The 13,970-nt window shown below is 56.2% G+C and carries 18 protein-coding genes, 1 tRNA gene and 1 pseudogene; 7 read left to right on the forward strand and 13 right to left on the reverse strand.

The window, feature by feature from the left end; all coding sequences use genetic code 11:
- The first annotated feature begins 29 nt into the window (after positions 1-29).
- The gene (locus ACVHNU_RS14980) at positions 30-521 is read left to right on the forward strand and encodes a hypothetical protein (protein WP_473017693.1); all 492 of its coding nucleotides are present in this window, start codon (positions 30-32) and stop codon (positions 519-521) included.
- 306 nt (positions 522-827) lie between these two features.
- Here the strand turns inward: ACVHNU_RS14980 and ACVHNU_RS14985 are convergent, their stop codons facing one another.
- Positions 828-1,127 carry a hypothetical protein gene (locus ACVHNU_RS14985; protein WP_473017694.1) on the reverse strand — a complete coding sequence of 100 codons (300 nt, stop codon included), beginning with the start codon at positions 1,125-1,127 and terminating at the stop codon, positions 828-830.
- A gap of 153 nt (positions 1,128-1,280) precedes the next feature.
- On the opposite strand from ACVHNU_RS14985, the gene ACVHNU_RS14990 reads away from it, so the two are divergent.
- Positions 1,281-1,580, forward strand: a complete 300-nt coding sequence (locus tag ACVHNU_RS14990) for a hypothetical protein (protein ID WP_473017695.1) — start codon at positions 1,281-1,283, stop codon at positions 1,578-1,580.
- 50 nt (positions 1,581-1,630) lie between these two features.
- On the opposite strand, the gene ACVHNU_RS14995 is transcribed toward ACVHNU_RS14990, so the two are convergent.
- From ACVHNU_RS14995 to ACVHNU_RS15015, 5 genes are all read right to left on the reverse strand, one after another.
- Positions 1,631-2,164, reverse strand: coding sequence for an HAD domain-containing protein (locus tag ACVHNU_RS14995; protein ID WP_473017696.1), 534 nt, complete (start codon positions 2,162-2,164; stop codon positions 1,631-1,633).
- A 42-nt stretch (positions 2,165-2,206) separates the two neighbouring features.
- Positions 2,207-2,401, reverse strand: coding sequence for an antitoxin VbhA family protein (locus ACVHNU_RS15000; RefSeq protein ID WP_473017697.1), 195 nt, complete (start codon positions 2,399-2,401; stop codon positions 2,207-2,209).
- Positions 2,402-2,461: 60 nt separating this feature from the next.
- Positions 2,462-3,025, reverse strand: coding sequence for a hypothetical protein (locus ACVHNU_RS15005; protein WP_473017698.1), 564 nt, complete (start codon positions 3,023-3,025; stop codon positions 2,462-2,464).
- Between the two features lie 77 nt (positions 3,026-3,102).
- Positions 3,103-3,507, reverse strand: coding sequence for a DUF6957 family protein (locus tag ACVHNU_RS15010; RefSeq protein WP_473017699.1), 405 nt, complete (start codon positions 3,505-3,507; stop codon positions 3,103-3,105).
- Between the two features lie 22 nt (positions 3,508-3,529).
- Complete coding sequence (locus ACVHNU_RS15015; protein ID WP_473017700.1) at positions 3,530-3,835, reverse strand: hypothetical protein; 306 nt, start codon at positions 3,833-3,835, stop codon at positions 3,530-3,532.
- A gap of 221 nt (positions 3,836-4,056) precedes the next feature.
- Between ACVHNU_RS15015 and ACVHNU_RS15020 the strand changes: the two genes are divergently transcribed.
- Complete coding sequence (locus ACVHNU_RS15020) at positions 4,057-4,617, forward strand: helix-turn-helix domain-containing protein (RefSeq protein WP_473017701.1); 561 nt, start codon at positions 4,057-4,059, stop codon at positions 4,615-4,617.
- Between the two features lie 384 nt (positions 4,618-5,001).
- The gene (locus ACVHNU_RS15025) at positions 5,002-5,292 is read left to right on the forward strand and encodes a hypothetical protein (protein WP_473017702.1); all 291 of its coding nucleotides are present in this window, start codon (positions 5,002-5,004) and stop codon (positions 5,290-5,292) included.
- A 209-nt stretch (positions 5,293-5,501) separates the two neighbouring features.
- On the opposite strand, the gene ACVHNU_RS15030 is transcribed toward ACVHNU_RS15025, so the two are convergent.
- Positions 5,502-6,101, reverse strand: coding sequence for a hypothetical protein (locus tag ACVHNU_RS15030; RefSeq protein WP_473017704.1), 600 nt, complete (start codon positions 6,099-6,101; stop codon positions 5,502-5,504).
- 582 nt (positions 6,102-6,683) lie between these two features.
- On the opposite strand from ACVHNU_RS15030, the pseudogene ACVHNU_RS15035 reads away from it, so the two are divergent.
- A pseudogene (locus tag ACVHNU_RS15035) lies at positions 6,684-7,007 on the forward strand (endonuclease); the annotation flags it as partial.
- A gap of 55 nt (positions 7,008-7,062) precedes the next feature.
- Here ACVHNU_RS15035 and ACVHNU_RS15040 read toward each other — a convergent pair.
- Both ACVHNU_RS15040 and ACVHNU_RS15045 read right to left on the reverse strand, forming a co-directional pair.
- Positions 7,063-7,974 (reverse strand): siderophore-interacting protein, encoded by a 912-nt coding sequence (locus ACVHNU_RS15040; RefSeq protein WP_473017705.1) that lies wholly within the window; start codon positions 7,972-7,974, stop codon positions 7,063-7,065.
- A gap of 86 nt (positions 7,975-8,060) precedes the next feature.
- On the reverse strand, positions 8,061-8,429 hold the full coding sequence (locus tag ACVHNU_RS15045; protein WP_201137146.1) for an SPOR domain-containing protein: 369 nt from the start codon (positions 8,427-8,429) through the stop codon (positions 8,061-8,063).
- 250 nt (positions 8,430-8,679) lie between these two features.
- Here ACVHNU_RS15045 and csrA point away from each other — a divergent pair, with 250 nt between their 5' ends.
- The gene (gene csrA / locus ACVHNU_RS15050; RefSeq protein WP_003179932.1) at positions 8,680-8,874 is read left to right on the forward strand and encodes a carbon storage regulator CsrA; all 195 of its coding nucleotides are present in this window, start codon (positions 8,680-8,682) and stop codon (positions 8,872-8,874) included.
- 233 nt (positions 8,875-9,107) lie between these two features.
- Here the strand turns inward: csrA and ACVHNU_RS15055 are convergent, their stop codons facing one another.
- Together ACVHNU_RS15055 and ACVHNU_RS15060 are read right to left on the reverse strand one after the other, a co-directional pair.
- Complete coding sequence (locus ACVHNU_RS15055) at positions 9,108-9,563, reverse strand: DUF2214 family protein (protein WP_103483621.1); 456 nt, start codon at positions 9,561-9,563, stop codon at positions 9,108-9,110.
- 503 nt (positions 9,564-10,066) lie between these two features.
- Positions 10,067-10,143: transfer RNA gene (locus ACVHNU_RS15060), tRNA-Val, on the reverse strand.
- Positions 10,144-10,327: 184 nt separating this feature from the next.
- Here ACVHNU_RS15060 and ACVHNU_RS15065 point away from each other — a divergent pair.
- Positions 10,328-11,611: an NAD(P)/FAD-dependent oxidoreductase gene (locus tag ACVHNU_RS15065; RefSeq protein ID WP_103483622.1), complete on the forward strand. Its 1,284-nt coding sequence runs from the start codon at positions 10,328-10,330 to the stop codon at positions 11,609-11,611.
- 148 nt (positions 11,612-11,759) lie between these two features.
- On the opposite strand, the gene ACVHNU_RS15070 is transcribed toward ACVHNU_RS15065, so the two are convergent.
- Together ACVHNU_RS15070 and ACVHNU_RS15075 are read right to left on the reverse strand one after the other, a co-directional pair.
- A complete protein-coding gene (locus tag ACVHNU_RS15070; RefSeq protein ID WP_473017706.1) occupies positions 11,760-12,731 on the reverse strand; it encodes an XdhC family protein in 972 nt (323 codons plus the stop codon).
- A 1-nt stretch (position 12,732) separates the two neighbouring features.
- A complete protein-coding gene (locus tag ACVHNU_RS15075; protein ID WP_473017707.1) occupies positions 12,733-13,968 on the reverse strand; it encodes a c-type cytochrome in 1,236 nt (411 codons plus the stop codon).
- Positions 13,969-13,970 lie beyond the last annotated feature (2 nt).

Below are 13,970 nucleotides of genomic sequence, written 5' to 3' on the forward strand. Positions count from 1 at the left end.
TGTGCTGCCTTATTCATTGAGATAGCAGCATGTCGTTTTTGAAAGCGCTCATTTCGCCATTGGTGTTCAGCGCTCAAGTGGCAGGGCTTTGGGCGGGCAATTATTGTTATGCCGCCTCGTGCCTGGAAAGTCCAATCGTACGAGGTTATGAAGGGAATGGAGGCGTCACCGTCGAACTGGTCATGTTTGGCTCACCGGGAAAAGAATGGGCATTGCTCAGGATTCGAGGAGCGGAAGCGGGGGCCGTGGTACATCAGGCAAACGTTCAGCGCTCACCGGTTTCGACATCCTTTGTAGAGAGTATTAACGAGGTTTCACGGACAATTTTTGAGGTACGAATGCATCAGGGTTTTCTTCCGCGTAAAGACCAGGAGCCTTATGTGTTGGGCGAAAGCGCCCGCTTGAAGAGACTGAGTAATATCGGCATGGAGCTACAGAGGTTTGAAACTGAGGAGTTTTCCGCTCATCAAGCTGGGGCACAGACCGCCTTGTGCGAAGATCTGACCGGAAACCGTCCTTGATCGAACAGCTTCTTTTGGCCGATCTCTGCCGATGCCGATACTCTGCAATGGCTTGCTCCGCCCCGCTTATGAGTGCTAACCGTGCAGATCAAGTCCAATGCAAATGGCAGTTCAGAGGGGATGAAAGCGGTTGGTTAAGTGCAGTGCGCTTTCGCTTTGGCAAAGCTGATTTAGTCGCCAGTACGCCTAACCGCCTGGGGTTTTTGGTTCCACTGCCTGCAGTATCGATGGGTCGATGAGATGCGTTACCACCAGAACGGCCGAAAAAGGTGAGGCGCTGCATTGTTGATTGGACGCAGGGAGCTGTCAGTCGTCTCTCCAAGGATCGAATTTGTTCCCATACCTAGCCCGTAAGGCGCGATTGCGTTCGATGCGCCTGATCCACGGATCGTACTCTTCGGCCAACGCGGCAAGCTTAGCGCTGATGATCATTTGCACCGCCTCGTCACGCAGTAACCTGCTGGTCAGCTCGCGGTAATCGCCACCTGTAACCACGCCATAAACGGCGTGATTGTCTTTTACGTAGAGATCGGTCATTCCTACCCGCATATGTCCATATTTTTCTACGTCATCGGGGTAAATGTCCTCAAGGCTGAGGTGTCCCATATCCAACTCCAGGCTTCAAAGGTGCTATCGAAAAGCTGCGCCCTCATTGAACTCGCTCCTTCGCGCCAGCGCCTACAAAAGCCAGCCAACAGCAAGCCGTTAAATGTGCGCATGATAGCCTCGGCATAGACATCACAGTTCTGAGAGTCCGCTATGAACACACCCGGCGCACGTTCTGATTTCAGCACCCTGATCAACGCACCAAAATTTTCGGACGACCCAATCGGGCAGCATCAGAAGAAACGGTGGCGATTGCTGGCTGAAGATATTTACCAAAGCACCACAATAGATGCACTGCTCGAAGCGAGAGGCAGAGCTGAAGGCTACATTCATGGCCTTGTGGATGCCGGACACCTCTCGACGAAGGACTACGAGCGTGATTACCTCATTCTGTGCATCGCTCAAAGGCGGCGTGAATTCCTGCGCAAATTGCTGAACGAATACGGTTACTGAAACAATAAACTCATGTTTTGCAGCAATTCAAAGCGTCACGGGAAATGTTTTTACGTCCTCATCAATACTCTCAGCTTGAACCGTAGCTCCTCCTGGTTCAGCACTGAGCCAAGACCCAGGTTAGGATCAGTCCGGATCAGCCGTTGATCGTGACCTGGCCAGCTTTCAAAAGGATCATCATCCAAGGCTATCCAATTCGTCAGACCTGCCCTAGTCACTGCAGCACGGATCTGCTGATAGCGGCTGTACATGTCATAGCCCTCAAGAGGCGCCTTGGGCATCCTTGAATGCCACGTACTGCTCACGGTGAGAACCTGCAACTCTGGCGGTAAAGCAGCGCGTGCACGCCGGTAACCGAGGATGCGCACCCAACTGGTCGACAAGCTGATTTTGACTTGAGGAAATTCCTTCAGAATCTCGATCAGAATTCCGGCATGCATCATGAGTTGCCCGGGTGCACGCAACACCAAACCACTCCGAGTACGGTAAACGTCGTCTGGGTGCAGCACCCCATCAAAATCGAGAAATAGAACTCGATCATTCGGCGTCAGCCGGCTGCTTGTCGGGCAGCTCGAATCAAGCATGGTAAAGATCTCTCAGAGCCAACTTTCATGGAAGTTAACTGCTTACCGTGGAGAGCACTGCCGTATGCACTCAATCAACTCCGGCAGTAGCTCGTCAAGACTGACTAGGCCATCCGCATATCGCTGCATCTCAGCAAGGTGCGTAGAGGAGAGCCTCACACCTTCGAGTGCCTGACAGCCAAGAACCTCCGCCACCGCTTTGCGACGTCGCTCACGCTCAAGCTCATCGGTCTGCACGTACCACCTCTCCCTCGCTTAGAAAGCCTTCACCAAAGGGAAAGCCAGGCTATCTAGCGTTTACTTAAACGCCTTACTGAAGCGCTGGGAAAGCGTCACAGCATCGATCACTGCCCAGCTCTCCGGGTCATTGCTTTTCACGATCCAATTGATCGCAATCCCCACCATGACCAGCCCTGCCAAGATCCCCTCCCAGAACGCCCAAACGAAGGTCGTCCGAACTAGGTAATCAGGATCAACGCTTCCGGAAACTAGATGAATCGGATAGGGAGAAAGGAAGCACCCGGCAATGAATGCCAAGATCATCAACGGCACTGCGTAGGCCATCAGCATCACCGGTACCTTGATCTGGTACTGCCTTGCTGCCACCAGCTTGCTGTTCGCGCCCTTCATGGCGTAGATGGTGGCTTTGTTTTCAGTCTTGTCTTTTTTCTTCGTGAAGATGCCGTACAGGGTCACTTGCTCCCCCGCCTCAATCTCTTCAAAAATTTTTCCTGGCAGCAAAACATTCGGCAATACCTGCCCATCGATAACGATACGCGCGGTCACAGTCCCCTGCTCAGTAGCAATCACTCGTGGCTTCTCGATCACTCCAGTGACCTGCCGGCAATCAAATCGAATCAAAACGTGCTCCTGCAATTTTTAAAGGCGTAGTCAATCGCACTGCCTGAATGGCAGCGTGGGTGAAAGTGTTGAGTTAGTTACGCTCGAAACGAGAAAACGGTACTCAGTGCCGCGGGCTTTCTCACACCATCACCAAGCAATAGGTAGACAGTGCTTTTGGTTTCAAACATGCACGGGTGGTCATGCGAAACTCCGAAATTGGTGCGCACCCAGTGGCCGGGAGAAAAACGCCGGCGGCTGTCCAGGACGACCTCATGGGAGTAGACAGCTTTTGGTAGCAGCCCCATTGATGCGAGACGATCCTGCTCCGCCTGCGTGAGCTGGAGATCAGCGATGATCCATTGCTTCACTAGGCAGAAAGGCTTCCCCGGAAAAGTCCTTTCGGCGAGCCCTATTAATTCTTCTTGCTCGCCATGCCAACCAAGAACGACTTCCCCGCTTCCGTAAAAAAACTGAGCAATCTCATCAAGTGTTACTGACATGGCGCCTCCAGTGTTTGAACCATCATGTGCGTGCACTGGTGTAGATATGGCCCGTTCCGGTGATGAACTCGTAAACGGGGTTTGCCTCGGTGCCAGGCTGAATACGAATTTCAGAGAGAAGCTCCATTGCGTATGACCCCTGCTCGCGCTTTGTAGGTGGAAGGATGAGATGAATGTTCGTCACGATCATGAACTCACCCTGCTCCGCTGCACGCATCATCTGAACGGTTTCCACATCCGTAACTAGATGCGCAACCGGGCCGAAGGCCCCATCCTCCAATCCCATTCCCTCAATCAGAAACGAGTACTCGCACCGACTGATATCCATGGATTTCCAGAGCATTCGAATACCGTCTGGAGTTCTAAACTGCCCCTGCAAATTGCTGCTATTGGTTACAAACACTTCGGATAAACCCTATTTCAAACCCTGCCAAGCTCTGAACAAGCTCAGCGTAAGCAGCCTTCGATTGACCCTGCTCATGCTTCTGGCAACCGGATAGGGATGCTGCCGAAAGGCACGCGATTCCTTGGCGCTATGCATCCTGTTGAATGGCCATCATAAGCAAATATCCCACTATTAACAATTTAAGATATTTGGCGGGCCAATGCGAGTATGGCTCTATCCTTCATTTTGAGAAATTGAACGTGAAGGAAGAGCTAGCCGTCACGCTGCGCGCCATCCGGCAAATGAAAGGATTGGGCTATGAGGCCCTGGCGGGAACCATCAGCCAGAGCAACCTTAGCTTGCTGGAACAAGGGAAAATCCAGGCGACACTACCGACCCTCGTCAAGATCGCTGAAACGCTCGATATCAACCTTCTGACTCTATTGGCGTTGTGCTTGGCGATACGTGACAAAGAGGCTCCTGAACATTTGATAAAAAATGCGCAAAAAGAGCTTCAAGGCTTCATCGAATCGGGGGGCCTTAAAATCATGGAGAATCAGATTCAGGACGGAGCATTGAAAAAACGATCTCGAGGAACTCGAGCGGATGCTCAGAGGGTCAGTGCCGTTGTTGAACTGAAAAAGCAGGGCCTGACACAAGCCGAAGCTGCGCGCGAGCTGGGTTTGCCCACATCGACTGTCCAGCGGTACTGGCAAAAGGGATAAACCTTCATAGGCAGAATCTTCAGCACGATACGCCTTATCGTGCCAGAGTCGTAACCGGGCATATCGGCAGCCGAGCGGTGGGGATTGCCGTTCCGGGTTGTTGCCGGCAATGTTGGGCTCGGCGCATATACCCGAGGCTGAAAAGCACCTGATGTAGCGCTTTCTTTCAGGCAACAAAAAGACGCAATCTAGGTTGCGTCTTTTTTGTCCATTCAATTACGTAATGTGCGTCACATATTGATGGGGGTTTTCTCCGTTTTTTCTCCCTTCAATTGCTGAGCTTAATAGCCAAATCCAAGCGCTCGCATCGTGCCATTTCTCCCTGCAGAAAAGTCCCGAAATATCCTAAACTTGGCGTCCTCCCACCCTTAAAGGACATTGCTCATGGTCGTCAAACCAAACCTCGGCCCTCACGCCGGAGCAGCACAGACCAACCTCTCGTTCACCCGGGCGTTCAACCGGATCATGCTTGCGCCAGGGCGCCAGTATGTCACCCTCGGTGGTGTCCCCTTCACGGCCAGAGCGCGGCTGACACAGCGTGGCGTACATGAAGGCGAGCCTGTGATCGTCTTCTACAGCGATGGCCGTGAGAAGGCGCGCAGCTATGCGTGCTGCTGGGGCCTCCAGACCAACTGCAACAGCACCCACATCAATACGTACACGGCGGCACTCTGACGCCATACGCAGGCAGGCAGGCAGGCAGGCAGGCAGGCAGGCAGGCAGGCCAATGAAAAGCATCTAGCCTCTTCCTGATCAACCTCTCGCACTTCCGCCAACCTGTGCAGACTGAACCCCACCTCATGAAAACCAGGCAGTGGGAGATACCGCCTGACGACAGCTTTCGTGGATCAGGTCTGAGGTCGGAGCAAGCACCTTTGCATCATTCAATGCTTGGGAGCAGCCGCAGAACGGCGGTACTCCTCGGCGATAGCCTCAATCCGCTCGGGGCGAATAACACCGTCCCCTCTCCCGGCAGCCACCATGTCGAAGATTGCATGGATAACCTCGTCGCTGTCAGGAATGTCGATTTCTAGGTTCCGACAGAACAGCGAACGAATACGCTGACCTCTAACAATCTGACGCACCAAGATCTCGAAGCGATGCCCTTCGGGTATCTGAAACTGCTTGAGGTTAGGCGGAAGTTGCTCACGCTCCCCATGATGCATTGGCCGCATACGATGAGTGCGGTCTTTGTTTCGCTCGAACCAGGCAGCGTCGTCAGATTTCCAGGGAGTGTCAGTGGGCGAGATGCCCGTAGGCTGGGTGATCATGCCACTTTTGCGCATCACTTCCTTCGTCATGGCATCGATGGCATCAACACCTGAGCGCATGCGATCGACAGCGGCGAAAATATCTGGTGCAGGCATCTGCCCACCAGGCACTTGTTCCAGCACGCTGACGATGGCATTTGTGTTCTGGTTGATGTAAACCCCAGACCCCATTACCGTTTCGAGCTTGCGGACACAACAGTTCGACGCCAGCACAATCTCCCCATTCGGCAGTAGGCCGCCGAAGGTCTGGGCGTTGTGTGTGTGTCAGCGGTGCACGGCACACGCCACAGTTGTCCCCATCCTTGCGCAAGACTTTGGAAATTCTTTTTCGTAGCGACGCCGGGCGTTGCGATTCATATAGTGGTCTCGTGGCCGGATTTGTTGAGAATCCAACTCACTGTAGACCACCTTCATCCACCGCAGCAGATGCGACCATAGCTGGCCTACAACACCCTCCTAAACCGGAAAGACGGAAAGGTTGCTCTAAAAGGGCCCCAAGTTCAGCGCTGACACTTTAGGAGTATCTGGCTCTAGCGAGACTGTCTGTAAAAATTCTGACGAGGAGAGAGGAACGCTTAGACCCAAGTCGTATTGGTGTTGAGATGCCCTGAACAGAGCCACACCAAAGCCCAAGATCAAAACCGTTTGTCGGGAGTTCTGGCGATGCCTAGATGTCAACGTTGACAAGATTTTTAAAGGCATTACGCCGAACGGAGATCACCGAGTAGGCTGATCTATATAGACATTTCTAGGATCAATGAGGCAAGTCAACAAAACGTTGCATTCGATATCATTGTCAACGGTGATCGCAGCAACTTCAGTTATGGCTGGCTGCCGGTGCAATCCGGACAGTACGGATCGTGCCTGACCCAGGTCGACTTCAAGGCCAAGAAGGTCATGCCTCGCCCGTCGATTCGCGGCATGATCGCTCGCACCTATTTCTACATGAGCAAGCAATACGGCTTGCGCCTGTCGAAACAGGATCGCCAGCTGTATGAAGCGTGGGACAAGACGTACCCGGTGCAGGATTGGGAGCGCCAGCGCAATCAGAGCGTGGCGTGTGTGATGGGACGCGGCAATGAATTCGTCGGCCCGGTAAACCTTAAAGCCTGCGGCTGATCCTTCAGCCCAAAAGAAAAGGTCTCGAACGTGGTGTTTGAGGCCTTTTTTGCTTTTAGCTGCCAGCTTTGTTGTAGCGCCAGTAGCCCATCAGATTGAGTGACTCGCGCGGGATACCGCATTCCTTGATCAGGTATTTACGCAGGCGCATGACGGCAGCGCTTTCTCCGGCAATCCAGCCATAGAATCCTGCAGGGGCGGTGTTGGCGATCTCCCAAAGAATGTTTTCGTCGATATCGACCTCGGCCAGTTCAGCGACCTGCCCGAGTGATTGGCCCTGTGTTGGCCGGACCCCGTGCATCACCGCTTCCACCATCAGCGCTCCAGCCACTGTTGCTGGCGCCTGATCGCGAACCAGCCACTGCACTGTCAGCCCGGGCCAATCCGGCACCGAGAGCATGTCTTGCGCACTGTCCACCTCGAAGAACGCCTGAGTCCGGGGCGGCTCGTACATGGCGGCCAGCTCTTCGAGAATCCCCATCGCAGCTGGCAATGCCGTGGCATCAGCCACCAGCAAAACCTCCTTGAGCACCTGCGGCGGTTTCCATTCGAATCCTCCGGCGTCCTGTGCCGAAAACTCGCTGTCGGGAGCAAGAATCTGCATAGACGCCCCTGGCTGCGCATGCAGCGCCCAGCGCGAGGCAGGACCGGTCTCGCCATGCAGGACAAAATCGATGTCGACCTCACCCTGTTCGGCGCGCAAATGACGGATGGTGTAAGTGCGCATTGCTGGTCGACGACTCGCGAGCATCGAGCGAAAACGGGCGTACCAGCCCTCTTCCTGCGCAAGATTTGCGGGTGTTCCATCTTCAGCGGGGAAAAACAGCTTGATCCGCTGATCAGGCGCCCAGGTGGCCATACCAGTGATTGAGGGGTCGGTCAGCGTGATCCGCATCAGGTGCGGACTCAAGAGGGTCTTGCGATGCAGAACTGCATTGAAGAGTTTGTAGGGAGCGGCGGAGGCCATGCGGAGCTCCTTCGAGAAATCGTGATTGACTCGTATAAGACGAGTCACCTGCGATGTCCTTTAGGCCGCTCCGCTGAATCTGCTGCTTACGGCGCGAGCGGATGCTCCACGATGACCGACTCGACATTCTGCTTCTTGGCTTTCACCAATGCCGCATCCACTTCTACCTTACGAGCTTGCGCCTCGGCCTGGGAGTTGAACGGACCGATCAGGATCCGTGTCTTGCCGCTGCTGTCCTTGATCACGGTCGGCACGAATGCATGCTCGATCAACCAGCCACTCAGATCGCTGACAGCCTGGGGCGTTTCGCCGCGTACTTCGAGGTCCCACTGCGGAGCAGATGCCGCAGCAGGCGCGGCCGCGACTGTCGTTTTCGGCTTCTGCACATCTACACTCTTGCCTTCACCACACCCTGCCAATGCCAGTGCCGCGACCATCCAGACCAATTTGCGCACAACGCTTTCCTCGAAAATCACAAAGCGCCGATCTTAACATTCATAAATACTTCGCGAGGCCCGCAAAATGGGCACAAAACAACGAGATTGATGATTGCAGCCTCTGTATAGTTACGCCCTGGGAATTAATGCCACATCTGCGCGTCAGAAAGAGGCACCCAAACCGTGAGACTTCGCACTAATCTATACGTACCACCGACCTCTGCACTGTCTGAATCAGGTGCCCTACAAAGCAATCAAGGAGAAGACCATGCTGATACTCACCCGCAAAGTCGGTGAAAGCATAAACATTGGTGATGACATCACCATCACCATCCTCGGCGTAAGCGGTCAGCAAGTCCGTATCGGCATCAACGCCCCGAAAAACGTTGCCGTGCACCGTGAAGAGATCTATCAGCGCATTCAGGCTGGCCTGACCGCCCCGGACAAGCCACAAACGCCTTGAGCCACCCCGCAGTCAGTAGCCAGTTCGTTTGCCTCTGCGTAATGACTGGCTAAAAATTCACGCGCCGTATTGCCATCCGCTTCCCAGTCCACTCACTGGGCACGGCGCCTGACACATGCCCTTCCTCTCCGCTTCATTCGCTCCCTTCCCTCTCCCCAGCAGCGCGATACTACCTGCGACTGCCAAGCTTGGCTGTCAGACATTTCCGAGAGAACACAGAGAATTGCTCCCTGCTAGCCGAACGTCACGCCGCGTGCCATGCCGGTGGCTGCAATCACCATCAATACCAACAGCAGCGCCTCGATGTGACTGAACCGTGCATACAGCTTTGCACGCCCGGTATCGAACGCCTTGCCCCGTGCCAACGCGATCCGCCACTTGACCAGCGTGATCATCGGCGCCAGCTCAATCAGCAGAATCAGTACGAACAACGCCATCTTCAAATGAAACAACGGCTGATGCAGATAGTAGTCAGTGCCCTTTTCAAAGCCGCCGAAGGCGCGCATGCCCCCGGTCACCAGCAGAACCAGCGCGGCAATCCCCCACAGATTATCGGCGAGCAAAACACGCCTGGCCTCGCCGACACCCGCCGCCATGCGACTGAACGCCGTACCACGAGTCAATACCGCCCAGAAGCCCAAGGCAAAAGCCAATAGATGAATTGCGGCAAGAAACCAGTGAGCCAGCATCGACGAACTCCTTTGAGAAAGCCCTGGAAAGGCCAGTCAGTAGTAGTCGAAAAATCGAGGTTTCGCCCATGCGCGATCGTGGATCGCGGGAGGCTTCGCGCGAAAGCTGGGGGGAACAGAGGCAGGGAATGCCAAATCGCAGGCAAAAAAAATCCCAAGCAGCTGATGGAAGCTTGGGATTTAAAAATGCATAAACCGTGGTGGTGAACGCGGGGCAGATGTTACTGAAGTTCACGAACAGCAACAACATTTTTTTGATAACCGGTCGGTTAAAAATACCGGTAAGCCCTTCAATATCCACACTTTTTCGACGGATCCAAAAAGAGACAGAAAATCATATGCACCGGTCGTGTTATTTCGAAACACGCTAAGCGCTCAAGGTAACGAAAGATGAGAAGTGATCGACGAGCCCGTTTGAGCAGGCTTGGGCAAATCGCAGACAACAAAAAAGGGCCCACCTTTCGGTGAGCCCTTCTAGACCGCCCAGCAGAGCGGATTTTGTTTGGTAGGCGCGATTGGACTCGAACCAACGACCCCCACCATGTCAAGGTGGTGCTCTAACCAACTGAGCTACGTGCCTGCTGTGAGGCGGCATTCTACGGAATTCCGGAGGGGTGTCAACACCTTTTTTTCACCTAACCCTATGAATATGCAAAATATTTAATTTCGGGCCGGTAGAGAAGATTTTTCCGGTGGCTGGCGGAGGTTTTTCAACTCGGGTAGGATCGACGCACTCGTAAAATATATTAAACAGAGGCTGCAGGATGGCGAACACCCCTTACCCAGAGTCTTATTACGCTGCGTCGGCCAATGCCGTACCGCCACGTCCGGCCTTGCAGGATGATGTGGAGACGGATGTCTGTGTGATCGGCGCCGGGTACACCGGACTGTCCTCGGCGTTGTTTCTGCTGGAGAACGGTTTTCGCGTGACGGTACTGGAAGCGGCCAAGGTCGGGTTCGGTGCGTCGGGGCGTAATGGCGGGCAGATCGTCAACAGTTATAGCCGCGACATCGACGTCATCGAGCGCACTGTCGGCCCCAAGCAGGCGCAACTGCTCGGGCAGATGGCCTTCGAAGGCGGCCGGATCATTCGTGAGCGCGTCGCCAAGTACAACATCCAGTGCGACCTGAAGGATGGCGGCGTGTTCGCCGCGCTGACGGCCAAGCAGATGGGCCACCTGGAATCGCAGAAACGCCTGTGGGAGCGCTTCGGCCACACGCAACTGGAACTGCTCGACCAGCGCCGCATCCGCGAAGTGGTCGCCTGCGATCAATACGTCGGCGGCATGCTCGACATGAGCGGCGGCCACATTCATCCGCTGAACCTGGCCCTCGGCGAAGCCGCTGCAGTGGAATCCCTCGGCGGCACGATCTATGAGCAATCGCCAGCCGTGCGCATCGAGCGCGGCGCCAACCCCGTGGTGCACACGCCGCAAGGCAAGGTCAGGGCTAAATTCATCATCGTCGCCGGCAACGCCTACCTCGGCAATCTGGTGCCGGAACTGGCGGCGAAATCCATGCCGTGCGGCACCCAGGTGATCACCACCGAACCGCTGGGCGATGAATTGGCGAAAACCCTGCTGCCGCAGGACTACTGCGTCGAAGACTGCAACTACCTGCTCGACTACTACCGCCTGACGGGCGACAAGCGCCTGATCTTCGGCGGTGGTGTGGTTTATGGCGCGCGGGATCCAGCAAACATCGAAGCGATCATCCGCCCGAAAATGCTCAAGGCATTCCCGCAACTCAAGGACGTGAAGATCGATTACGCCTGGACCGGCAATTTCCTGCTGACCCTGTCGCGTCTGCCGCAGGTTGGGCGCCTTGGCGACAACATCTACTACTCGCAAGGCTGCAGCGGCCATGGTGTGACGTACACGCATCTGGCGGGCAAGGTGCTGGCCGAGGCGTTGCGCGGACAGGCCGAGCGTTTTGATGCATTTGCCGATCTGCCGCATTACCCGTTCCCGGGCGGGCAGTTGCTGCGTACGCCATTTGCGGCGCTGGGTGCGTGGTATTACGGACTGCGTGACAAGCTGGGTTTCTGATCAGTTTTCTTGACTGGCAAACAACTGTGGCGAGGGAGCTTGCTCCCGCCGGGTCGCGAAGCGGCGCCTCCTTTATCCAAAAAAGAAGAGCTGCTGCGCAGCCCAGCGGGAGCAAGCTCCCTCGCCACAAATATTTGCAAAGTCCAGATCAGAGTTGATCCCGAGCAATCCCGCTACGAATCCGCAAGATATCCGCCAGCACCGCCAAGGCGATTTCCGCGGGCGTCTTGCTGCCCAGGTTCAGGCCGATCGGCGCATGAATCCGCGCCAGTTCAACCTCCCCTAGCCCACCAATCCTGCGCAAGCGCTCGAAGCGTTTCTGCGAAGTCTGCTGCGAGCCCATGACGCCGATGTAAAACGCCTCGGTGCGCACCGCTTCCATCATCGCCAGATCGTCGATACGCGGATCATGGGTCAGCGCCACCACCGCGGTATCGCGATGACAACCGCCGTCAGCGATGAACACCGACGGCAGTTGCCGACGAATCTCCACGCCATTCAGTACCACGCCTTCGAGTACTTCATCACGCGGATCGCAGAGAATCACCTCAAAGCCGAGACCCACCGCGAACTCGGCACAGGCCTGCGCCACGCTGGAGTAACCCGCCAGCAACAAGCGCTGAGCGGCACCGATGCGAACCCGCACCCGATCGATCTCGCGCTCGATGCGTGCACCCTGCTCGCGATCCGCGAACAGACTGCGCGCACCATTGGCCAGATCGACTTCGCGAATCAAGCGACGCTGACCGAGCAACGCTGATTCAAGCTCACGCAGATGCGCCTGCACCTCGCAGTCGGCGTCAAATTTCTCTACCAGTACATCGAGAATGCCGCCACAGGGCAGGCTGACCCGCGAGCGCGGATCATCGCCTTCACCGTAACGCACGACGTTGACCGCATCGAGAAACGCGCCCTCAGCCACGCGCTCGAGAAAATCTTCCTCGACGCAGCCACCGGACAGCGACCCGATCCACTGGCCGGTTTCGTTCACCGCCAGCAGCGAACCCGGCGCACGCGGCGCCGAGCCGTAGGTGGTCAGCACGGTGCAAAGCCAAATGCGCTGCCCCGCCACCGACCACTCCAGTGCCCGCCGCACAACCTGTAGATCGAGATGCTGCATGTCAGTGCGCCTTGTGCTCGACGGCCGGTGCGTCAGCCTGCAATTTCTGCACGTCGCTCACCGCCAACGCTGCCGATTGACCGCCCCAGCCTTGCCGCAGGTAGTTCAGCAGATCGGTCAGCTGTTCAGCGCTGAGTTTGTCGGCGAAACCCGGCATCGGTTGCATGTGTTCGAACCCGGCGAATTTCTGCTCGCCGATGCCGTCCTCGATCACCCGCACCAGGTTGCGCGGATCTTCCAGACGCAGCGTGGTGTTGCCGCGCATGGCCACGGCGATGTGCGGTTTGCCTTCGCCACCGGCAGCATGACAACCGGCGCAGACGTTCAAATATTCCTGACGGCCGCGCTGGGCGCTCGGGCTGAGTTTGTCCAGCGACACTTCAGCCAGCTCTTTGGCTACTGGTGGTTTGTCGCCGAGCAGGAACGTCGCCATCGCCGCCAGATCCTGATCGTTCAGGCCCTGGGTGCTGTTGTGGAACACCGGGAGCATCTCGTTGAACATCGTGCCCTGGGCGCTCATGCCGTGCTTGAGGAACGTGCTCAGGTCCTGCTGATTCCAGCCGCGCGCCGCCAGATCGGTGGCGAGCAGGCTCGGTGCCAGATAACCGTTGAGGATGCCGCCGGTCAGGCGCTTGTCCAATTGCATCGCACCCGGCAGGCCGCGTGGCGTGTGGCATTCGCCGCAGTGGCCAAGCACCTCGACCATGTACTGACCGCGCTTCCAGGCTTCGCTTTTGCCTTCGGCAGATTCCAGCTTCAAGGCCTTGCCGTACATCATGTTCCAACCGATCAAGCCCGGACGCACGTTGAACGGAAAACTCAGGCTGGTGACCGGCGCGGTGCGCTCGATCGGCTCGATGGTTTTCAAGTACGCGTGGATTGCATCCGAGTCTTCCCGAGGCACCAGGTGATACGAGGTGTAGGGCATCGCCGGATACAGATTCGCCCCGTCGCGACGCTTGCCTTCGGTCAGCGCAGCGAAGAATTCGTCATCGCTGTACAGACCGATGCCGTGCTCTTTGCTCGGGGTAATGTTGGTGCCGTAGATCGTGCCGAACGGCGAGACGATCGGCAGCCCGCCGGCAAACGGCGCACCGCCGGGTGCGGTATGGCACGCCATGCAGTCGGCAGCGCGAGCGAGGTATTCGCCGCGCTTGACCTGATCATCAGCGTGAGCAAACAACACCGGTGCAGCCAGCCCGACCGCCAGGGTCAGGCGGGTCAATAGATGCTTCATGC

This window comes from Pseudomonas sp. Ors-4-3C (assembly GCF_055755035.1).